Here is an 18,943-nt window from a genome sequence, read left to right on the forward strand (position 1 = left end):
TCGGCGCGTGACGACGTTCGCGCTGGTCCACGGCGCATGGCATGACGCGTGGTGCTGGGAACGCGTGGCGCCGCTCTTGGAGCGGGCCGGGCATGAGGTACTTGCGCCACAGCTGCCGAGTGATGACGGGACTGCGGACTTCGATGCGTACGCCGATCTCGTGTGCGACGCCCTTGGCGGGTGCGACGACGACGTCGTGGTGGTCGCTCATTCGTTGGCCGGCGCCACGGGAGCGTTGATTCCGGACCGCCGCCCGGTGCGGCATTTGGTGTATCTGTGCGCGGCCGTTCCGGCGGCCGGACTCAGTCTCCTCGATCAGTGGCAGGCGGAACCCGACATGGTCAGCCCGGAGTTCGGCAGCGGATGGCTGCAGGGGTTGACCGAGCCCGACGACCAATTGCGCACGACGTGGGTCGATCTCGAGTTCGCCCGCAACGTGTTCTACGCGGACTGCGACGACGCGACCGCAACTGCGGCGATCGATCATCTTCGGCCCCAATCGGGATACCCGTGGACGTTGCCGTGCTCGCTGTCGGAGCACCCGTCGGTGGGTTGTACGTCAGTGGTGTGCAACGAGGACCTGGTCGTCAACCCCTCCTGGTCCAAGCGGGTGGCTCGCAGAATCGATGCCGACATCGTCGAGCTGCCCGGCAGTCATTCGCCGTTTCTGTCCCAGCCGTCGGCGGTCGCAGACGTGCTGTTGCGGGTCGGTTGAGCGACATCGGCGACGAGTAGGCGGTATCCGAGGTCGAGGTGCCAGGAGCCGTCGGCCAGATCAGCGCGAAGGCGCGAAAGGCCCTCCCCTAGTTGGCGGTTGGTGGTGTGGGTTGGAAGGGGGTGTAGCACCACCATTGGGCGCGTTCGCCGGTGGGTCCGCGGTAGGGCGCGGCGTCGGGTGGGGGTCGGGTGGGTGGGCGGGCGAGTGATCCCGGGCTGAGGGTTCGGCCATGGCTGTCGGTGACGGTGATGTTGGGGGCGGGTCCGGTGATGGTGATGACGCCGCGGTGGTGGGCGCGGTGGTGGTAGGGGCACAGTAGGACGAGGTTGTCCAGGTCGGTGGGGCCGCCGTCTTCCCAGTGCTGGATGTGGTGGGCGTGCAGTCCGCGGGTGGCTCCGCAGCCGGGCACCGCACACGTGGGGTGGCGGTGTTCTAGGGCGCGGCGTAGCCGGCGGCCGATGGTGCGGGTGGAACGTCCGGCACCGAGGGGTTGTCCGTCGCGGTGGAACCACACCTCACAGGTGGCGTCACAGGTGAGGTATCGGCGGTCGGCGTCGGTGAGCAACGGCCCCAGGTGCAGGGCAGCCACCTGTTCTTTGATGTCGAGGTGCACCACGACGGTGGTGTGCTGGCCGTGGGGGCGGCGGGTAGCGTCGGCGTCCCAGCCGGCTTCGACCAGGCTCATGAACGCCTCACCCTTGGTGGGAAACGGCGACGCTACCGCGGCGGGCAGGGTGTCGGTGTCGTGGTCGCGTTTCCACGCGGCGACCGCAGCATCCAGATGGGACTGCACGGCCGCGTCGAAGGTTGCGGCGTCCAGGTGCGACAGGGTGAATGTCCAGGTGGTGGTCTGCTCGTCGCTGTGGATGGTGGTGATCGTGGGCCGCGGCGGCGGCTCGGGTTCCCGTTCTGGTGGGGTGTCGCGCCAGGGGTCGGGTTCAGATGGCAGGGGTGGTTCGGCCTTGAGGGCGGTGTTGAGTTGGCTGACGGTGGCGACCTCGGCCAACGTCACGTAGTGCCCATCAGAACCCTCGCCGGCTTTCTCGGCGATGATGCCGACTTGATCCAGCGACAACCGGCCTTCGCGCAGGCCCGCCATGCACAGCGGAAACTGTCGGGCCCGGTGCGCAATCGCGGCGATCTTCCCGGCGTTTCTGGTCGAGGAGCCGGTCTTCCACGCCACCAAAGCCGACAGCGAGCGACACCCGGTCATGCCGACCAGGTTGTCGTGGTCCATCTCGGCCACGATGTCCACGATGCGCGCGTCGATGGCGTTGCGCTGACCCATCAACTCACCCAGCTCGCCGAACAACACCTCCAGCCGGTCCTTCGGACGCACGACCGCCGCGTCGGAGGCGGCGATCGAGGACATGACCCCATCAAAACAGAGGGGTCCGACAAGTCCTGGGCCGCAACAAATTAACGACAACGCCGCTTAGTGGACCTAGTGATCGATACCTTTGTGGCCCGAGCGGATCAATGCGTTGCGAGGACGTAAGAACCCGGGCTGCTGCAGCTTACGGATTGCACGCACAGCCCCAGAAGGCACTACTCGGTTGAAGAACTCGTCGGCGTCGAACGCCGCCCGCACGTCGTCGACGTAGGAACGCGGGAGACCGAACTTGATCCTGCCCTGGCTGACCTCGACGAGGTCTGCCCGGCGGACCGCCTCCACCAGTGCCGCGTGGGGGCGGTTGGATCCATAACCGAAAAGTCGATGATGCTCGGCGACGATGAGCGCCAACTCATCTGACCAACTTTCGCGGCCGGTCTCCTTCAGCCAGGCGTCCTGCGCCTCGATGGATGGCACGAGATAGTCGATCGTGTCGAATGCCGCCAGATCGTGGAATGCGGACGCGATGGCCAGCTTGTCATCGCGGTTGCCTTCGTCAGGCGTGAGCGCCCGCGCGAAGTTGATGACGCGGTACACGTGCGCCTTGTAACTATCGAAGCCGGCGTCATCACCATGCGCGAAGTGGCGATGCGACTCGAGGATCTCCTCAGCCAGGGCTGAGCTGTGGAGAATCTCCGGCGTCGTCACTTGCGAGTCACCGCTGACGGCACCGCCCACGCGCTGCCCTGCTCGCGATCCAGCACCGTCTCGCTCTTGTTCTTCAGCGCGAAGATGTAGACCAGCAGGCTCACGCCGATTATCACCGTCACATAGATGATGAACAAGGTGATGTGATCGGGCTTGGCGGCCTGATACAGCATGGGGGCCGTGCCGCCGAACGCCGAATTCGCCAGCGCGTAGCCCAAACCCACTCCGAGCGCCCGGATCTCGGCGGGGAACAGTTCCGCTTTCACGATCGCGTTCACCGACGTGTAGCCGGTGATGATGATGTAGCCGACGGCCAGGATGAGGAACGCCGTGATCGCCGATGTCGTCTCCGGCAGGAACGTCAGCAGAAAGTAGGTGTAGATCACGCCGGACACCCCGAAGAAGACCAGCAGGGGTTTACGTCCGACCCGGTCGCTGAGCAGTCCACCCAGCGGCTGCAAGAGCATCAGGAAGATCAGGCCCAGCAGGTTGACCCACGTCGCCGTCATCGCACGGTCAGATCCGAAGGTGGACTTGACGATTGCGGGTGCGTTGACGCTGTAGGTATAGAACGCGACCGTGCCGCCCGCGGTGATGAGGAAGACGAGCAGCAGCGGCCGCCAGTGCGTGGTGAACAACGTCTTCAGCGAGCCGGCGTCGCGGTCCTTGCCCTCGCGGATGGCCTCCAGATGCGTCTCGCTCAGCGACTCGTCCATCGAGCGGCGGATCCACAGCACCACCAGCGCTGCGATGCCGCCGATGAAGAAGCCGATGCGCCAACCCCAGTCGTGCATCGCGTCGTCGTCGAGGAACTGCAACGCGATCAGCAAGGTGAACTGCGCCAGCACGTGCCCACCGACGAGGGTCACGTATTGGAACGACGACAGGAAACCGCGCCGGTTGGCAGTCGCCGCCTCCGACATGTAGGTCGCCGACGTCCCGTACTCACCGCCGGTGGCGAACCCCTGCACCAGCCGGGCCAGCACCAGGATCACCGCCGCCCAGTACCCGATGGTCTCGCGCGTTGGCATGATCGCCACGACGAACGAGCACGTCGACATCACCGTGATGCTGAACATCAGTGCCGCCTTACGGCCGCGACGGTCGGCGAACCGACCGAAGAACCACGATCCCACCGGGCGCATCACGAACGTCACCGCAAAGATGGCGTAGATGTACACCGTCGAGTTGGTGTCGGCCTTGTCGAAGAACTGGGCCTCGAAATAAGACGCGAACACCGTGTAGACGTAAACGTCATACCATTCGACGAGGTTGCCCGCCGAGCCCTTGACGGTGTTGAGAACTGCCCTTCGAGTGCTGGTGGGGGCGCGTGTCGGGCCGGTTTGGGTGGACGCCGTACTCATGCCGGGGACGCTAGCCCTACGGCCGCCAAGATCGGAAGGGGTTTGCGCTTCGCGGACATAAGCGCTTACCTAGTCCTGTGGTTCCTGAACTGAATCGTCGCCGCGTCATGCAGATCGCCGGCATCGGCGCGCTCGCGGCCACCGTGTCCGTGCCCGCCGCGCACGCTGACCCGCCAGCCGCCAAGTACCTCTTCGAGGACAACTTCGACGGTGAGGCGGGTTCGGCCCCGGACTTCTCGAAATGGGAGCCCGCGTACGAACGCGAGACCATGGAGGACCCCACCTTCTGGGAGTTGCCTGAGAACGTCGGCCAGTACCGCGACGACCGGCGCAACCTCTTTGTCGACGGCAACTCCAACCTCGTCCTCCGTGCGGCCAAGGACGGCGACACGTACTACAGCGGCAAACTGTTCGGCAGGTACCGCGGGCCCATCAACACCACCTGGGAGGCCCGGGTCAAGTTCGACTGCCTGACCCCCGGGTGCTGGCCGGCCTGGTACCTGGCCAACAACAGTCCGACCAACGGCGGCGAAGTCGACATCATCGAGTGGTACGGCAACGGCAGCTGGGCCCCCGGAACCACCGTCCACGCCAACCTCAACGGCGGTGAGCACGTCAGCCACACCATCGCACCCGACAGCGCGTGGCACCGGTGGCGCGCACAGTGGACGGAGTCAGGCATCAGCTTCTGGCTGGACCACACACCCGGTGCGGCACCGTACTTCACCGTCACGCCCGACAGCTTGCCCAATTACCAGTTCAACACGCCCGGCTACACGCTGTTCCCGATCTTGGGGCTTGCGGTCGCCGGTTCCGGCGGCGGGGATCCCAGTGGCGGCACCTACCCCGCTGAGATGCTCGTCGACTGGGTTCGCGTCTGGTAACACGTTGGGCGCCAGCGTGATTCCTCGCTTCGCTGTCGGCGAGGGTTACGCGGTGTACCGAGGACCGACGACCGCGGGAACCCTGCATCGTCACGCCGCATTCCAGATCATGATCGGGATGAGCGACGACGTCGGCGTCGTGGACGGAGGCGACGTCACCCATCGTGGTGCCGCGCTCGTGGTGTCGCCCATGCAGCGGCACTGTCTGCTCGCGACAGCGGACGTACTCACCTACTTCGTTGAACCGCACTGCGCGTTCGCCGATGGGCTGCGTGGGCGCTACGGCAACGGGATCTGCGCGGCACCCGAACTGCAGAACCTGGGCGAGGACGACGTCCGCCCGGCGGGTCATCGTGGGTCCGACGACCTGGACCCACGCCTAGTCGCAGCACTGAACACGTTGGCGGGCAGCGACATTGCGCTCTCCGATCTGGCCGCCGAAGTCGGGCTCTCACCCCAGCGTCTTCGCGCGCTGGCCCGTCAACAGTTGGGGATGCCGTTGGCCCGCTGGCGGGTGTGGACGCGGCTCCGACGTGCCGCCGAGGCGCTGCAACGGGGTCTGTCATTGGCTGACGCGGCCACCGAGGCGGGCTTCGCGGACCAGGCCCACCTCACGCGGCAGATGCGCGAAATGATGGGACTCACGCCGGCAGCACTGCTTCCGATCGGCGCAGTCACTCCTTGAGCGCGACATAGACGGAGATCGAACCGCTCACCGTCGGTACGACCTCCGCCTCGCGGACGTCTTTGAATCCGCACTCGGACAACAGCTTCGGCACCACGCCGTCGGCATTCGGCTGGGTGTCCTCCTTACCGTCGGCCAGCTGCACGATGCGGAATGCCGTGCGCATCAGCGTCGTACGCTGCAGCCCGAAGTCGGCGATCACCACTTTCCCGCCGGGCTTCAACACCTCGTATATCGACGCCAGCACGGCTCGCTTCATCCGGAGCGGGCATTGGTGGAGCACCAAGCTGGATACCACCGTATCCACCGAGTTAGCGCCCACCGCGTCCACCAACGCGTCGCCCATGCTCACGCGCCAGTCCACCGCGACGCCGGCCGCGTCCGCCTTGTCACGCGCCAGCGCAAGCACTTCGCGGTCAGGGTCCAGCCCGATGATCTGTGCACGCGGTTCCACGCGGCCCAGCAACACGGCCAACGATCCGGTGCCGCAACCGACATCGGCGATCACGTCGCCGGGCCGGGGCGCGACGTACATGGCGGCCAGCGACCGCCACAGTCGTTCACGTGTCAATGCGACGACGGGGTCGTAGAACCGCGTCGCCCCGAACCGTCCGGTAGCCGGGGTGAAGGCCTGCTCGCTCATAGGCCCCAGTTTCAACGGCCGCCCCGAACTGGTCTTGAACAAAACGCTTGTCCTGCTGCGGGCGGGGAATACAACGCCCCGACGGGGCCTTGAGCACTGAGACGACGGGAGTGGTTCATGAAGTTCGGAATCTCCACATTCGTGACCGACGACGGCATTGACCCCGTATCGCTCGCACAGGTGGTCGAGGAGCGGGGTTTCGAGTCGCTCGTAATCGCCGAGCACACCCACATTCCGGCGAGCCGGGAGTCCGCGTACCCGATGGGCGGCGAGTTGCCGTCGATCTACTACCGGACGCTCGACCCGTTCGTCACGCTGGCCGCTGCCGCGGCCGTCACCTCGAGAATCGAGCTGTTCACCGGGATTGCGCTGCTCATTCAGCGCGATCCGATCGTGACTGCGAAGGAAGCCGCGAGCATCGACCTGATCTCCGGCGGTCGGTTCGTGTTCGGCGTCGGCGCGGGGTGGAACATCGAGGAGTTACGCCACCACGGCACGGACCCCAAGACGCGTGGGGCGCTGCTCGACGAACGCATCGAGGCCATCAAGGCGCTGTGGACCACCGAGCCCGCGGAGTATCACGGCAAGTACGTCGACTTCGATTCGTCGTACCTGCGGCCCAAGCCGGTCCAGAAGCCCTATCCGCCCATCTACATCGGCGGCGACTCCGATGCGACCGTCAAGCGCATCATCCGGCACGACGCCGGCTGGATCTCCAATCCGCTTCCCGTCGACCACCTGGCCAGACGCATCGAGCAGATCCGGGCCGGTGGGGGCCGCGATGCGCCCCTGGCTCAATTCGGCACACCCGCCGATCCCGAATACTGGCGCGCGATGGAAGACCTCGGATATGGACAGGTGGCGCTGCTCCTGCCCACCAAACCGCGCGAGGAGTCGCTGCGGATACTCGACGAGTTCGCCGAGAAAGTCGCCCAGTACCGCGGCTGACGCCGTTGCGGCTCAACCGTTTTGGGCGGCGACCCTGGCACGTTCCTTCATCGAGGCGACCACACCGCCGTCGTTTAGGATGTCGGTGCCGGTGAGATAGCCGGCTTTGTCGCTGACGCAGAACGCCAGCAGGTCGGCCATCTCCTCGGCCTTGCCCCAGCGCGGGACCGCGGCGTCGGCGACCATCGCTCCGGCGCCTGCCTGCTCCTCGAGCCTGCCCATCTCGGTGTCGACGGACCCCGGAGAGACCGAGACGATGCGCAGACCCTTGCCGTTGAACCGCTCGCACTGCGATGCGCTGTACCACCGGACGAAGCTCTTGCTGATCGCATAGGCGATACCGGATCGCGCCTCGTCGCCGGCGATGTCGCAGGCAGGCAGTACCGCCGCCATGAAGGCTGCTTCGTCGGTCAGGGCTTTCGGAAACTCCGCGACCGGAATGAGCTCGTCGGGCAGGATGTGGGCCGCCATCGATGCGACGTTGACGATCGCCGCGCCCTCGGGCGCCGTCTCGTAGAAGACCTCGTCGACGTTGACCGTCCCCACCGCGTTGGTCCGCATGACGTAGTCGGCGTCGCCCATGCTGGGGCTGACTCCCGCCGTGTGGATGACGGAGGCGAGGGTCCCGAGGCTGGTTGCCGTTTCAAACAGCCGGGTGACCGCCGACCGGTCGGTGACGTCGCAGTTGACGGCGGTAACGGTGATTCCGAGACCCTTCAGCGTCTCGGCGGCGGCGTCCAGACGTTCCTGCCTGACGTCGCAGAGCACCAAGGTGTGGTCTGGGCCGACGATTTTTGCCGTGGCCAGGCCCATGCCGCCCGCGCCGCCCGTGATTACCGCCACTCGAGTCATATCTGGACCGTATACGGATCGCGTCGACGTTACATATCCCGGGTCGGATGTCACAGTGCCGTCAGAGCGTTTAGCCATCCCGTAAGGTGGTTACGTCTACTAATTAGCCGGACGAGTCGCGATGCTGGAGTGATGCAGATGCCTTCGATCAAGACCACTGTCGCCGCGATTTCCTTCGCAGGCGGGCTTGCTGCGGCGAGCCTCGGCTTTGGTGCCGGGCTCGCTATTGCCCAGCCGCCTCCGTGCTCGATCCCCCAGGGCGAGATACCGCCACCCCATGCCCCGCCGAAGCCGACCCAGGTCTGGCTTGGCGAACCCGTGGTGTGGACGTCCGGCTGGGGCGGTCGCTGGGGCGTGTGCAAGAACGGCCAGATGCTCACGCTGTCGTCGAACATCGTCACCGGCGGCGGATAAACCGATCAAGTCCCGTCGCGCTCCGCGGCGTCGCGAAGTATCTGCTGCAAGCGCTCCATCGGGGTGCCGGGCTCGAGGCGCAACTGTGAACCGTCCTCCGTTGTCGTGCCACCGGCCTGCGCTGGCGGCGGTGATGCGGCCGGGACCTCAGGCGCTGGCGGAGGCGGCGGTGGTGCGACCTGCGCGGCGCCGATCTTCTGATTCAGACGGGGCAGTGCCTCGTTGCGTAGTGCCTGCCGTTGCGGATCCGGATCGGTGTTGCCCGCAAAGCACCCCTGCGGAGCTTCCTCAACCACGGTTCGCGCACCGATGAAGTACGCGACCGCGGTGCGGCCGTCGAGCACGGCAGCCGCCCGGTCGCCTAACGTCTCGCGGACGAGTTCGAGATTGACCCGCACCGAACAGGATTCACCGGTCGGGCTGCGCGACAGACTTTCGCTGAACTGGCGGTCCGCCTCCTCCAGCCTGTTGTCGAGCACCGCGAGACTGCCTGCGGCGAAATACGCTTTGGCCGGTTCGATGACATTGAGCACGGTCAGCGAGTCGACGGCCCGGCGTAACCCTGCGTTGTCCCGCTCGGTGAACGCCGTGACGGCCGACTCCCCCGCGATCACCACCGAGAGCGACTTGACGATCACCATGACGAGAAGCAGCGCGATCGGCGCGGAGAACACCAGCAATCGCCGTCGCAGCCGCAGCCGCGCGGAACCGCTCCGCCACCAGGTCACGTGGCCACCTCCGCGCTGACGACTCGGTTGCGCCGGAGGTCGCGCAGCACGAGGTAGAGCTCGATCAGGATGAGGATCGCGGCGCCGACGGCCGGTAACCAGTACGTCTCGGTGCCTGTTTCGGTTGAGGTGAGTGCGGTGGTCGGCGCATCCGTTGCGCCGTCCGGCAGCTCCGCGGACAGAGGTGCGGCGTCGGGCCGCGCGACGTAGGGGACACCGAGTTGATCGGCGACACCTCGTAGCGCGGCCTCGTCGACGGAAGTGCCGTAACCGAGCACAGCGCCACCGTCGACCGATCCGGCAGGCGGTGCGAATTCCCTTGGCGGGAGCTCGGACTCAGGTGCGCCTGCGCCCAGATAGAAGACGAGCGTCGTGGCCCGTGGATATTGCTGGACCGCGCTGATCAATTGGTACCTCAACACGGTGCCCGCCGCGCCGGCGTTGGTCTGGGTGGCGGTGTCGGGCCCGTTCGCATAGGGGACCAAGGTGTCCAGGACCGGACGTAGGCTCCATGTGTCAGCCGACAGCGGCCAGTCCAGCGACGGAGCCGACGCGAATCCGATGACCGCGAAGCGTCCGCGCGGATAGCGGTCGACCAATACCTCGAGGTCGTCGCGCGCGACGTCCATCCGGGTGCGGCCGTCGAGGTCGCGAACCGCCATGTCCGGTGATCGGTCGACGACGAGGAACACGTTCGGTTCCAGGTCGCCCGCGCTGCGTGTCGTGCTCTCGTCGTCGACCGGGATCACCACACGAGTCGCTGCCACGACGAGCAGCAGAGCCGCGGCGCTGATGAGGAGCCACCGCCATAGCGCCGTCCGGTTGCGCCCGGAGGCTCGCCACCGCCGCAACGCGAGAATCTGCGCGACGATCAGCAGCACCGCCATGGCGACCAAGAGCAGTGTCGGCAGGACCGGATGCAGCGTCATGGTCGCACCACCAGCGGCCACAGCACCAATGCGGTGAGCGCTAACAGCGCCAATACCAGTGGTATATCGGGCGTTTCGACAGCGCTGACGGCGGCATTCTGAGACTCAGTCGACGGTGGGGGGTGATCCCTGATCTCGGCGAGGTCGGCGTTCGTATCCGAGTTAACCGGGAACGAGCGGCCGCCGCTCTCACGCGCCAGTGCGTCCAGTGCTCCGTTGTCCATCTCGGTGAACATAAGGTTGACCTGCACACCGGCTTCCTGCGCCAGATCGCGGACCCCGTCGGGGGTGAACAGCGCGGGGCGGGGGTCGCCGGGGGAGCGTAGCGACCCGGGTCCGACGTAGATGAGCGAACGCCGCGGTGCGTTCGACTGGTCAACCGACGGAAAGCCCGTCAGGCACATCGCCAGCACATCTTCGACACCGCCGGCGTAGTTCGTGTAGTCCAGAGCGGGAGCCCACGCAGCGGCATCGCCCGACCCACCGGCGTAGGCATTGAATCGACCTGCCGCGTATTGATAGTCGCGCGTCATCGGCACGATTCGCCGGTCGGCGGTGGTCAACCCGATGCGCTGCGTGCTGAAGTTCGCGACTTCGGTCGCGAAGCGTCGCAGCGTTGCCCGGACATCGGAGTCGGTTGGCGGACCGCCCATGCACAGCATGATGTCCTCGGGCTGGGCCTCCTGGGATTGCCTTGCGGCCGAGGGCAATCCAATCGGTCGGGCGGCAGCGACCACGGCCGCTCCGAAGATCACCGTCAGCAACGTGATGGCGACGAAGGCCGACAGCGTGCGCAGCCGCGCTGCGCGTCGGTACTCCGGCAGGCGGGTCAGCCGGTCGACGTTCGCCAGTAGACGCAGCCGCCGCCGCTCGGTACGCGTCGGCCTCAACAGCACCGCCGAGATACAGCTCGCCAATCCGAGACATCCGGCGATCGCCACGACCCACCACGTCAGTTCCATGTGCGGATCAACTCCTCGGCGGAGTCACTCACGAATGCGACGTCGACGTTCGAATCGGCGTTGAACTGAGCGTCGATCAGGTCCGCCAAAACCGGTGCCGCCACGGCCAACTCGCCAATAGCGATGGCGTGGACTTGCATGTATTCAGCACGCACACCGGTGGCAGCGTGCAGAAACGCCCGCAGCTCGCGGCTGACCGCCGCAGCGGCGGGAGCCGACGCCAGTTCACCCGCGCGATAGCGCTCACCGATTGCGCGCACGGCGTGGGCGGACCGTCGCTTGACCAGCTCGCTGCGCGCCGTTCCGATGACGGGCAGGCCGCGCAACCGACGGCCCGGCATCGTGAACACGAACACCCCGGCGTACCAACCGATCAGGGTCAACGACAAAAGGACCGCGAGCCACAGCCACCACGACGAGTACGGCGTGGGTCCGAGGACGAACCGGACCAGCTCACCTGACACGGGCGAACGCTCCGGTCATCGATGTCAGTCCGGCTCGGATGCGCGTACTGCCGGTAAACCTCGCGTGTGGCACGCCGTGCCTCGTCAAGAACGTCGAAAGGTGTTCCCGTCGGGCGAATTCGGCCTTGCGGTACGCCTCGACGACATCCGGTCCGAGCGCCGCGCCGCCCATGACGACCCGGCCGCCGGCAACGTCGTAACCGTCGCCCTCGTCGTCGACGGACCCGACCGCCGCCATGTCGGCGACCATGGCCCACAGCACGTCATGCCGCGCCGTCAGTTGGGTCAGTGTCTCGCCGAGTCCGTCGCTGATTTCCGGCTCGTCGGATACGACGAAGATCAACAGCGGGTGTCGATAGTGCTTCGCCACCCAATTCAGCTGTGTCACAACATTGCTGGGCGCTGGTGCGGTCCTGGTGTGGTGATCGAACCGGTGCAGCATGCTCTCGATGTGTGTCTCACCGCGCCGCAGTCGGATGTCGACGCATCCACGAACGTCGCCGAACACCATGCCGATCTCGTCGGACCGCCGCAAGGTGATCAGCCCGATTGCACCGATGACATGGGCTGCGATGTCACGCTTACGCTCGCCGGATGGCGCCTGAGCTACGGTATTCCGGCCGGCGTCGGCGACCACGAGAATCTTATGGTGCTTCTCGGAGACGAAACGTTTGATCAGGACGTGGCCCGACCGTGCGGTGGCCTTCCAATCGATGTCGCGGACGTCGTCGCCCGGCACATAGGGTCGTAGGTCGTCGAATTCGAGGCTGCGGGTGTGAACCAGCGCGTACCGCCCACCGTCCAAGAGTCCGGTCGTATCGCGCCCGAAGAACTGCTTGGTGCGGTCGAGATGCTTGCCCATGACCTCACGGCACCCGCACCGCTGCCAGCACCGCATCGACCACTACGTCGGGCGTGATCTGCAGGCTGGCCGCCTCGAAACCGAGGATCAGGCGGTGGCGCAGGACGCGGTGCGCCAGCGCGGCGACATCATCGGGCACGACGTGGTTGCGGCCCCGGACCACGGCGAGGGCGCGGGCGGTACGGCAGAACGCGATCGTCGCTCTGGGGCTCGCTCCGTATTCGATCAACCGGGCGATGTTAGCCGGCAGATACTGCTCCGGCTCCCGCGTCACGCTCACGAGCCGACTGGCGTAGGCGATCAGTTCGCGGTCCATGTACACGGTTCCCACGAGGGCCTGAACACGCCGGATGTCGTCGATCCCGACGACCGGAGGCGTTCGGTAGTTCTTCTCGTACAGGCCGGCGTCCATCCGCATCACGACTTCGACCTCGTCGTCGACGGAGGGATACCGGACGAGTTCCTTCAACATGAATCGGTCGGTCTGCGCCTCCGAGAGCGGATAGGTGCCTTCCTGCTCGACCGGGTTCTGGGTGGCGATCACCAGAAACGGTTCGGGGATCGGGTATTCCACACCTGCGATGGTGGTCTGGCGTTCTTCCATCGCCTCGAGCATCGCGCTCTGGGTTTTTGCGCTGGATCGGTTGATCTCGTCGAGCAGGACGATGTTGGCGTGCACCGGCCCCAGTTGGGTGGCGAAGGAGTTGGTGGCCGCCTCGTAGATCTGCGTGCCGATGATGTCGCTGGGCAATAGGTCGGGGGTGCACTGAATGCGCCGGAACCCCGCCTGGATCGACTCGGCGATGACGCGGGCGGCCGTGGTCTTGGCCAGGCCGGGCACGCTCTCGATCAACAGGTGCCCGCCGGCCAGCAATGTGATCAGCAACGACTCCCGCAGGTCGTGCTGGCCGACCACCTTGGCCGAGAAGGCCGAGGACACCGCCGCGACGACGCGTTCGGCGTCGGCGAGATCGCGCTGGTCAAGCCGCGGTGGTGACGCGGTCATAGGTACCTTCCGTATCGAGACAAGTCCCGGTAGGTGTACCCAGCCACCGCCAACTCATGCTTGCTAGGAGGGCGGAATCAGCACCGTGTAGAGCTCGGCGATCCTGCCGTCCTTGATCACGGCGGCATCGAAGCCGGACATGCCGGTTTGTCCGGTGGTCGGGTCGACGAGGTTCCAGGCCAGGTATCCGAAGTCGGGCAGCACGTGCACCGGGCCGGCCGCCGCGAACTGTTGGTCTCCCAATTGATTCTGTAGCGCAACGCATTTCGCTTCCAAGGCGTCACGTCCGGTGGACACGCCCTCGGCGTCGGTCCATCGGACGTCGGGTGCGTAGGTGCGCTCGATCGCGGGGCGCCGCGTTTTCTCGTCGCGTTCGTTGAACACCGCGAGCAGGTTGGCCAGCATCAGGGTTTCGATCGGGTCAGACACCGTATTAGCCTACGTGCTTGCTGATCGCGGGTCATTTTCTGCCGAAGTACAGCTCCTGGGTCGCGATGCAGACCAGTTGCCCTGAGCGGTTGTACATCGTCGACGTCGATAGTCCACGGCCCGCGACACCGCTCGGCGAAAACTGGTCGGACAGCACCCAATCCGAGAGGTCGACCGGCCGGTGAAACCACAGCGCATGGTCGATGAGCGCGTTGAAGGCACTCAGTGGCGTCTGCCGCCGCCGGGTAAGCGCCACCTCGACCATCGTCGTACCCGACAGGTACGTCAACAGACAGCTGCCCAGCACCGGATCGGCGGACACAGAACCGTTGGGCCGCCACCACATTCGCATACGCGGTGGCAGCTCGGGCAACTCGATCGCCAGCCGTGGTGGGGCGTCGACGTAGCGCAGATCGAACGGTTGCGGCCGGACCCAATGGCCGCCCAGCTCGTCGGCGTAGTCCGCCAGCTGCTCCTGAATGGGTGGCAGCGATTCAGGGGCGGCGACGTCGGGCATCGGCTGGTGATAGTCGACTGACTCGATGGGCTCGCTGAACGACGCGAGCGCTTCCAGCAGGATCAGTCCGTTCTGACGCGCCGTGATCTGGCGGGTCGACAGCGCGCCGCCGTCACGCGCCACGTCGACGTGGATGTCGACGGGGGACCGCGCGTCGCCGGCCCGGATGTAGTAGACGTGCACGCTGTGCGGGGTTCGGCCGGGAGCGGTGAGGCTCGCCGCCATGAGCGCCTGACCCGCGATGTGTCCACCGACGATGTGGTGAGCCGGATTGTCTAGCTGCGTCGCGAGGAAGTGGTGTTCGTCGACCCGTTCGACTTCAAGGGTGGCGACAACGTCGGCCAGGCTCGGCGGTCGGTATGTCACCTGCGCATCATGCCGTAGCCGTTTTCGCCGTTCGGATCGCGGGTAAGGGTCCGTCATGACATCTCCGGAGCCTGCGAACGAAACCGACGAAGTCCTCACCACGCCCGCCACCCCGGGAGCGGCAGCACTGCCGACGGAGGCTGACGAAGACGACGAGTCCACCCAGGAATGAGTTCTGATGCGTCGCTGACCGCGGAGGACCTCGAGTTTCTGCGCCGTCCGCTGCACGGTTTTCTGACCGTCGCCAACGGTCCGGTTCCGCCGCAGCCCCGACCGGTGTGGTTCGAGGCCACCGCCGAGGGGACAATCCAATTGTTCACGGGGCCAGACACTTTGAAAGTGCGGCGGGTGCGCGACGACCCACGCGCCTCGATCGTCGTTGCCGCCCCCGTTGGTGAACGCGAGCGATGGGTGTCTGTCGCCGGCCGCGCCAGCGTGGAAACCGACGGCGGACGGGACCTGGCCGCCCGACTGGCCGCGCGCTACTGGGACCTGAACGACCCCGTGCGCGCGAAGGACCTCGACGACATCCTGGCCGAGGACCAAGTTCGGTTCGTCATCCACCCGGAGAAAGTCAGTCGCTACTCGTACTGACCTGCCAGGCCAGCGGCTGGCCGTCCTTGGTCAGCACGTGGCGCCGCCACTAAACCGGCGCGATGCGCTGCGCCCAGGGCAGCGCCTGCTCGAGCTGGGCCGCCAGCCGGATGAGCAGCGCCTCACCTGCCAGCGGGGCGACGAACTGAACACCCAGCGGCAGACCGGCCGCGGTCCAGTGCAGCGGCAGCGAGATCGCGGGTCGCCCGGTGATGTTCGCCAGCTGGGTGTACGGCACCCAGCCGAGATTCTTGTCCACCATGTCGTCGACGATTCCGGTGAACCGCAGCATGCTGGCGGTCCGGGTCTTGAGCAGCAGGTCGGCACCCTTCTGCAGCGCGGCCGGGAGGTCGAATTCGCCGGTCTTCGGGGGCGGGGTCGCCAGTGAGGGCGTCATCAAGAGGTCGTACGACTCGAAGAAGGTCGTCAGCCGGCGGGTGTGTTCGTGGCGCTTCTGGACCGCGTCGACATAGTCCACGCTGCTGGTCGCACGGCCGATCGCCGCCAGGATCAGGGTGTCACGCTCGAACGCGTCGTCGCCCGCGCCTGACACGCGTTTGGCCTCGGCGAGTTCCCACGCGGTGTTGACGAACCACGCGAGCAGGAACTCCCTGGCGAGAGCGGCATCGTCGAAGGGGGCCTCGGGCAGCTCCTCGACGTGGTGGCCCAACGCGCTCAGCGCGGCGACGGTGGACTCGACGGCCGCGTACGCCTCGGGATGCGGCGACGGCGTGATGGCACACGGCACCCGCACACCGATGCGCAGCTTCGGAGGCTCCGCGCCGACGTTCGACGCGAGGGGCGAATCCGGCAATCCGGGCACGAAAGGTCCGCCCGGTTCGCCGCCGACGATCACGTCGAGCATCGCGGCGGTGTCGCGCACGGTGCGCGAGACGACGCCCTGCACCGCCGCGCCGTGCATGGCCTCGCCCGTCGCCGGACCGAACGGCGTCAGACCACGGCCAGGCTTCAATCCGACGAGCCCGCAGCATGCGGCCGGGATCCGGATCGATCCGCCGCCGTCGCTCGCCCCGGCACACGGCACGATGCCCGCCGCGACCGCCGCCGCCGCCCCGCCCGACGAGCCACCCGGCGAGCGCTGCAGATCCCACGGATTGTTGGTGGGCCCCCACGCGACCGGTTCGGTGATCCCCTTTGCGCCGAACTCGGGGGTGTTGGTCTTGCCGAAGATGACCAGGCCCGCGTCGATCCAGCGTTGGACGACGGTGGCATGCTCGGCGGCGGGCACGGACATCAGCGCGCGTGAACCAGCCGAGGTCGGCAGACCGGCGTAGTCCTGCCCGAGGTCCTTGATCAGAAACGGGACGCCGGCGAACGGTCCGGTGAGCTCCGCGGTCGGCGCAGCGGGCACGTCACGCACGATCGCGTTGATCCGCGGGTTCACCGCGGCGGCCCGCTCCCGCGCCAGCGTCAGCAGTTCGGCCGCGGACACCTGCTTGTCGGCGACCAGTTTCGCCAGCCCGGTGGCGTCGTACGTCCGGTACTCCTCGAAGTTCATTCACTGACCGTATGTCGCGTGGTTATCGTGCAGCCATGAGCCTGGTCACCTACGAGTTGGACGATCACATCGCCACGATCACACTCAATCGTCCAGAGGCACGCAACGCCATCAACGGCGCGCTACGCCAAGACCTGAACGCCGCCTGGGACCGGTTCCGTGACGACGAGGACGCGTGGGTGGGCATCCTGACCGCCAACGGCAGTGTGTTCTGCGCCGGCGGCGACCTCAAGGACGGCGAGGGATCGGTGGGCACCTTCGGCGGCACGTTCTGGGAGAAGCCGACGATCAACTCGTTCGAGAGCGGGATGGAACTGTTCAAGCCGACCATCGCGGCCGTCAACGGGCCGTGCGTCGGTTACGGGGTGACCGGAATTCTGTTCTGCGACTTCGTCATCGCCTCCACGACGGCCACGTTCTCGTTCCCCGAGGTGACGCTTGGGACCCCCACCATCGTCGGCGCGATCCGGCTGCCCGAGCGGCTGCGATGGGCCGATGCCATGGAGCTGCTGCTGACCGGTGCGCCGATGTCGGCCGAACGTGCCAAAGAGGTCGGCCTGGTGTGGAAGCTTGTCGAGCCCGACGAGCTGCAGGCGCAGGCACGTGCCTGGGCGCAGACGCTGACGAAGGCCGCGCCGCTGGCCCAGCGCGCCACCAAGGAGGTGGCGTGGCGCACCGCGAACATGGGGTGGATCGAGTCGGTCCGCTTCGGCGAGACGATGCGCAAGGTCGCCGCCGCGACCGAGGATGTCGCCGAGGGAATTCGGGCGTGGCAGCAGAAGCGCCCGCCACAGTGGCGGGGCCGCTGATCAGACAACAGCGGCGCGCAGCGTCAGCAGAGTGATCTCGCTCGGCGCGAATACCCGAAACGGCGGACCCCAGAAGCCCGTCCCGCGGCTCGTGTACAGCTGCGTCCGCTCACCGTGGCGACTCAGACCCTGCACCACCGGTTGGTCCAGTCGGACAAGGTAATTGAACGGCCAGATCTGGCCGCCATGGGTGTGCCCCGACACCTGCAAGTCGACGCCCGCACGCACGGCGCGCCCGACCTGCTTGGGCTGATGGGCGAGAAGGAGGACCGGCAGCGTCGGGTCGGCACCCGCCAGTGCGGCATCCAGATTTGCGCCGTGCCCGTTCACACCGGAGGCTTTCGCGGTGGCGTCGTCCACCCCGGCGACGACCAGGCGGTCACCACCGCGTTCGACGACGATGTGCCGATTGTGCAACGCGTCCCACCCGATGCGCTCCATGTAGTCCAGCCAGCCCTGCGCCTCGCTGAAATACTCGTGGTTGCCGGTGACGTAGACCCGCGCCGATGTGGCATCCACCGCCGCCAGCGGGCTCGCCTGGTTTTCGCGTACCTCGACGGTTCCGTCGGCGATGTCACCGACGTGGCACACGACGTCGGCGCCGAGTTCATTGACCCGCGCGACCACGGCAGCCGACCAGCGCGCCCGGTCGATCGGCCCGTAATGGGTGTCGGTGATGAGCGCGACGCGCAGTCCGTCCAGACCTCGGCCGAGCCTGGCGATGGCAACGTCGACTTCTCGCACCCGAGGGACTCGCATGGCCTCGGCGTAGCCCCACGCCACCAGAACCAGCGTCACGACGAGTACGCCGCCCGCGACCCACCTCGACCGTGCCGGATCCCCGACTCCCCCGGCGAGCAGCAGCAGGCCCGCCACCTGGCCCAGCACCGACCAGACGAACAGCACCCACGTCGCACCCAGCAGCGCATCGCCTGCGACGGCGGCCCGGTCGGAATGCCGGCGGCCATGGCCGAGCACCATCAGCGTCGGCAGAGCGCCGGCCGCGGCGACAAAGAGCAGCGTGCCCGCCACGAAGACGGCGGGAGGCCACGCCGTCCCCGCCCCCAGCAGGGTCCACCACGGCACGGCGAATAGCAGCACCACGATGGTCAAAACCACCGCCAGCCGGCCGAGCTTGCGGGACCGCCGTGGCGGGTCGTCGATCGTTTCGACTACCTCAGCGGGATTGTCTGTCATCACCGACGACGT

22 protein-coding genes are annotated in these 18,943 nt (G+C 66.8%); 7 read left to right on the top strand and 15 right to left on the bottom strand.

The window, feature by feature from the left end; genetic code table 11:
• Positions 1-7: 7 nt before the first annotated feature.
• Entirely contained in the window at positions 8-715 is a 708-nt protein-coding gene (locus G6N42_RS20725) for an alpha/beta fold hydrolase (RefSeq protein ID WP_163732212.1), read from the top strand.
• 88 nt (positions 716-803) lie between these two features.
• Here the strand turns inward: G6N42_RS20725 and G6N42_RS20730 are convergent, their stop codons facing one another.
• The 3 genes from G6N42_RS20730 to G6N42_RS20740 all read right to left on the bottom strand — a co-directional run bounded on the left by G6N42_RS20730 (position 804) and on the right by G6N42_RS20740 (position 4,123).
• Positions 804-2,090, bottom strand: a complete 1,287-nt coding sequence (locus G6N42_RS20730) for an HNH endonuclease signature motif containing protein (protein WP_163732215.1) — start codon at positions 2,088-2,090, stop codon at positions 804-806.
• Positions 2,091-2,162: 72 nt separating this feature from the next.
• A complete protein-coding gene (locus G6N42_RS20735; protein ID WP_163732218.1) occupies positions 2,163-2,759 on the bottom strand; it encodes an HD domain-containing protein in 597 nt (198 codons plus the stop codon).
• Complete coding sequence (locus G6N42_RS20740) at positions 2,756-4,123, bottom strand: MFS transporter (RefSeq protein WP_163732221.1); 1,368 nt, start codon at positions 4,121-4,123, stop codon at positions 2,756-2,758. Before G6N42_RS20740 ends, G6N42_RS20735 begins: the two co-directional genes overlap by 4 nt.
• A 107-nt stretch (positions 4,124-4,230) precedes the next feature.
• On the opposite strand from G6N42_RS20740, the gene G6N42_RS20745 reads away from it, so the two are divergent.
• Positions 4,231-5,007, top strand: a complete 777-nt coding sequence (locus G6N42_RS20745; protein ID WP_163737910.1) for a glycoside hydrolase family 16 protein — start codon at positions 4,231-4,233, stop codon at positions 5,005-5,007.
• A gap of 16 nt (positions 5,008-5,023) precedes the next feature.
• Positions 5,024-5,692, top strand: coding sequence for a helix-turn-helix domain-containing protein (locus G6N42_RS20750; protein WP_232076206.1), 669 nt, complete (start codon positions 5,024-5,026; stop codon positions 5,690-5,692).
• On the opposite strand, the gene G6N42_RS20755 is transcribed toward G6N42_RS20750, so the two are convergent.
• The gene (locus tag G6N42_RS20755; protein ID WP_163732224.1) at positions 5,682-6,335 is read right to left on the bottom strand and encodes a class I SAM-dependent methyltransferase; all 654 of its coding nucleotides are present in this window, start codon (positions 6,333-6,335) and stop codon (positions 5,682-5,684) included. The two genes, G6N42_RS20750 and G6N42_RS20755, sit on opposite strands and share 11 nt — an antisense overlap.
• A gap of 117 nt (positions 6,336-6,452) precedes the next feature.
• Between G6N42_RS20755 and G6N42_RS20760 the strand changes: the two genes are divergently transcribed.
• Positions 6,453-7,283 carry an LLM class F420-dependent oxidoreductase gene (locus tag G6N42_RS20760; RefSeq protein ID WP_163732227.1) on the top strand — a complete coding sequence of 277 codons (831 nt, stop codon included), beginning with the start codon at positions 6,453-6,455 and terminating at the stop codon, positions 7,281-7,283.
• Positions 7,284-7,295: 12 nt separating this feature from the next.
• On the opposite strand, the gene G6N42_RS20765 is transcribed toward G6N42_RS20760, so the two are convergent.
• Positions 7,296-8,135 carry an SDR family oxidoreductase gene (locus tag G6N42_RS20765; protein ID WP_163732231.1) on the bottom strand — a complete coding sequence of 280 codons (840 nt, stop codon included), beginning with the start codon at positions 8,133-8,135 and terminating at the stop codon, positions 7,296-7,298.
• Positions 8,136-8,273: 138 nt separating this feature from the next.
• On the opposite strand from G6N42_RS20765, the gene G6N42_RS20770 reads away from it, so the two are divergent.
• On the top strand, positions 8,274-8,549 hold the full coding sequence (locus tag G6N42_RS20770) for a hypothetical protein (RefSeq protein WP_083126542.1): 276 nt from the start codon (positions 8,274-8,276) through the stop codon (positions 8,547-8,549).
• Positions 8,550-8,554: 5 nt separating this feature from the next.
• Here G6N42_RS20770 and G6N42_RS20775 read toward each other — a convergent pair whose 3' ends face one another.
• The 8 genes from G6N42_RS20775 to G6N42_RS20810 all read right to left on the bottom strand — a co-directional run bounded on the left by G6N42_RS20775 (position 8,555) and on the right by G6N42_RS20810 (position 14,812).
• On the bottom strand, positions 8,555-9,277 hold the full coding sequence (locus G6N42_RS20775) for a hypothetical protein (RefSeq protein WP_232076207.1): 723 nt from the start codon (positions 9,275-9,277) through the stop codon (positions 8,555-8,557).
• Positions 9,274-10,206 (bottom strand): vWA domain-containing protein, encoded by a 933-nt coding sequence (locus G6N42_RS20780; protein WP_163732234.1) that lies wholly within the window; start codon positions 10,204-10,206, stop codon positions 9,274-9,276. Before G6N42_RS20780 ends, G6N42_RS20775 begins: the two co-directional genes overlap by 4 nt.
• Complete coding sequence (locus G6N42_RS20785) at positions 10,203-11,168, bottom strand: hypothetical protein (RefSeq protein WP_163732237.1); 966 nt, start codon at positions 11,166-11,168, stop codon at positions 10,203-10,205. Before G6N42_RS20785 ends, G6N42_RS20780 begins: the two co-directional genes overlap by 4 nt.
• On the bottom strand, positions 11,159-11,632 hold the full coding sequence (locus G6N42_RS20790; protein WP_163732240.1) for a hypothetical protein: 474 nt from the start codon (positions 11,630-11,632) through the stop codon (positions 11,159-11,161). Before G6N42_RS20790 ends, G6N42_RS20785 begins: the two co-directional genes overlap by 10 nt.
• The gene (locus G6N42_RS20795) at positions 11,622-12,494 is read right to left on the bottom strand and encodes a DUF58 domain-containing protein (protein WP_163732243.1); all 873 of its coding nucleotides are present in this window, start codon (positions 12,492-12,494) and stop codon (positions 11,622-11,624) included. Before G6N42_RS20795 ends, G6N42_RS20790 begins: the two co-directional genes overlap by 11 nt.
• A 4-nt stretch (positions 12,495-12,498) precedes the next feature.
• Positions 12,499-13,500, bottom strand: a complete 1,002-nt coding sequence (locus G6N42_RS20800; RefSeq protein ID WP_163732246.1) for an AAA family ATPase — start codon at positions 13,498-13,500, stop codon at positions 12,499-12,501.
• Between the two features lie 63 nt (positions 13,501-13,563).
• Positions 13,564-13,929: a nuclear transport factor 2 family protein gene (locus G6N42_RS20805; protein WP_163732249.1), complete on the bottom strand. Its 366-nt coding sequence runs from the start codon at positions 13,927-13,929 to the stop codon at positions 13,564-13,566.
• A 31-nt stretch (positions 13,930-13,960) separates the two neighbouring features.
• Positions 13,961-14,812 carry an acyl-CoA thioesterase gene (locus tag G6N42_RS20810; RefSeq protein ID WP_232076208.1) on the bottom strand — a complete coding sequence of 284 codons (852 nt, stop codon included), beginning with the start codon at positions 14,810-14,812 and terminating at the stop codon, positions 13,961-13,963.
• Between the two features lie 168 nt (positions 14,813-14,980).
• On the opposite strand from G6N42_RS20810, the gene G6N42_RS20815 reads away from it, so the two are divergent.
• Positions 14,981-15,406, top strand: coding sequence for a pyridoxamine 5'-phosphate oxidase family protein (locus tag G6N42_RS20815; protein ID WP_163732255.1), 426 nt, complete (start codon positions 14,981-14,983; stop codon positions 15,404-15,406).
• A gap of 49 nt (positions 15,407-15,455) precedes the next feature.
• Here the strand turns inward: G6N42_RS20815 and G6N42_RS20820 are convergent, their stop codons facing one another.
• Positions 15,456-16,925, bottom strand: coding sequence for an amidase (locus tag G6N42_RS20820; RefSeq protein ID WP_163732258.1), 1,470 nt, complete (start codon positions 16,923-16,925; stop codon positions 15,456-15,458).
• A gap of 35 nt (positions 16,926-16,960) precedes the next feature.
• On the opposite strand from G6N42_RS20820, the gene G6N42_RS20825 reads away from it, so the two are divergent.
• Positions 16,961-17,734, top strand: coding sequence for an enoyl-CoA hydratase/isomerase family protein (locus G6N42_RS20825; protein WP_163732261.1), 774 nt, complete (start codon positions 16,961-16,963; stop codon positions 17,732-17,734).
• On the opposite strand, the gene G6N42_RS20830 is transcribed toward G6N42_RS20825, so the two are convergent.
• The gene (locus tag G6N42_RS20830; RefSeq protein ID WP_163732264.1) at positions 17,735-18,931 is read right to left on the bottom strand and encodes a metallophosphoesterase; all 1,197 of its coding nucleotides are present in this window, start codon (positions 18,929-18,931) and stop codon (positions 17,735-17,737) included.
• Positions 18,932-18,943 lie beyond the last annotated feature (12 nt).

The sequence above is a fragment of the Mycobacterium gallinarum genome (assembly GCF_010726765.1).
GTDB classification, from domain to species: Bacteria; Actinomycetota; Actinomycetes; order Mycobacteriales; family Mycobacteriaceae; genus Mycobacterium; species Mycobacterium gallinarum.

What these genes read in the sequence shown, in the direction of transcription:
- G6N42_RS20730 (WP_163732215.1), bottom strand. Translation starts at nt 2,090, where the DNA reads ATGTCCTCGATCGCCGCCTCCGACGCGGCGGTCGTGCGTCCGAAGGAC.
- G6N42_RS20740 (WP_163732221.1), bottom strand. Translation starts at nt 4,123, where the DNA reads ATGAGTACGGCGTCCACCCAAACCGGCCCGACACGCGCCCCCACCAGC.
- G6N42_RS20745 (WP_163737910.1), top strand. Translation starts at nt 4,231, where the DNA reads ATGCAGATCGCCGGCATCGGCGCGCTCGCGGCCACCGTGTCCGTGCCC.
- G6N42_RS20755 (WP_163732224.1), bottom strand. Translation starts at nt 6,335, where the DNA reads ATGAGCGAGCAGGCCTTCACCCCGGCTACCGGACGGTTCGGGGCGACG.
- G6N42_RS20760 (WP_163732227.1), top strand. Translation starts at nt 6,453, where the DNA reads ATGAAGTTCGGAATCTCCACATTCGTGACCGACGACGGCATTGACCCC.
- G6N42_RS20765 (WP_163732231.1), bottom strand. Translation starts at nt 8,135, where the DNA reads ATGACTCGAGTGGCGGTAATCACGGGCGGCGCGGGCGGCATGGGCCTG.
- G6N42_RS20770 (WP_083126542.1), top strand. Translation starts at nt 8,274, where the DNA reads ATGCCTTCGATCAAGACCACTGTCGCCGCGATTTCCTTCGCAGGCGGG.
- G6N42_RS20780 (WP_163732234.1), bottom strand. Translation starts at nt 10,206, where the DNA reads ATGACGCTGCATCCGGTCCTGCCGACACTGCTCTTGGTCGCCATGGCG.
- G6N42_RS20785 (WP_163732237.1), bottom strand. Translation starts at nt 11,168, where the DNA reads ATGGAACTGACGTGGTGGGTCGTGGCGATCGCCGGATGTCTCGGATTG.
- G6N42_RS20795 (WP_163732243.1), bottom strand. Translation starts at nt 12,494, where the DNA reads ATGGGCAAGCATCTCGACCGCACCAAGCAGTTCTTCGGGCGCGATACG.
- G6N42_RS20800 (WP_163732246.1), bottom strand. Translation starts at nt 13,500, where the DNA reads ATGACCGCGTCACCACCGCGGCTTGACCAGCGCGATCTCGCCGACGCC.
- G6N42_RS20815 (WP_163732255.1), top strand. Translation starts at nt 14,981, where the DNA reads ATGAGTTCTGATGCGTCGCTGACCGCGGAGGACCTCGAGTTTCTGCGC.
- G6N42_RS20820 (WP_163732258.1), bottom strand. Translation starts at nt 16,925, where the DNA reads ATGAACTTCGAGGAGTACCGGACGTACGACGCCACCGGGCTGGCGAAA.
- G6N42_RS20825 (WP_163732261.1), top strand. Translation starts at nt 16,961, where the DNA reads ATGAGCCTGGTCACCTACGAGTTGGACGATCACATCGCCACGATCACA.
- G6N42_RS20830 (WP_163732264.1), bottom strand. Translation starts at nt 18,931, where the DNA reads ATGACAGACAATCCCGCTGAGGTAGTCGAAACGATCGACGACCCGCCA.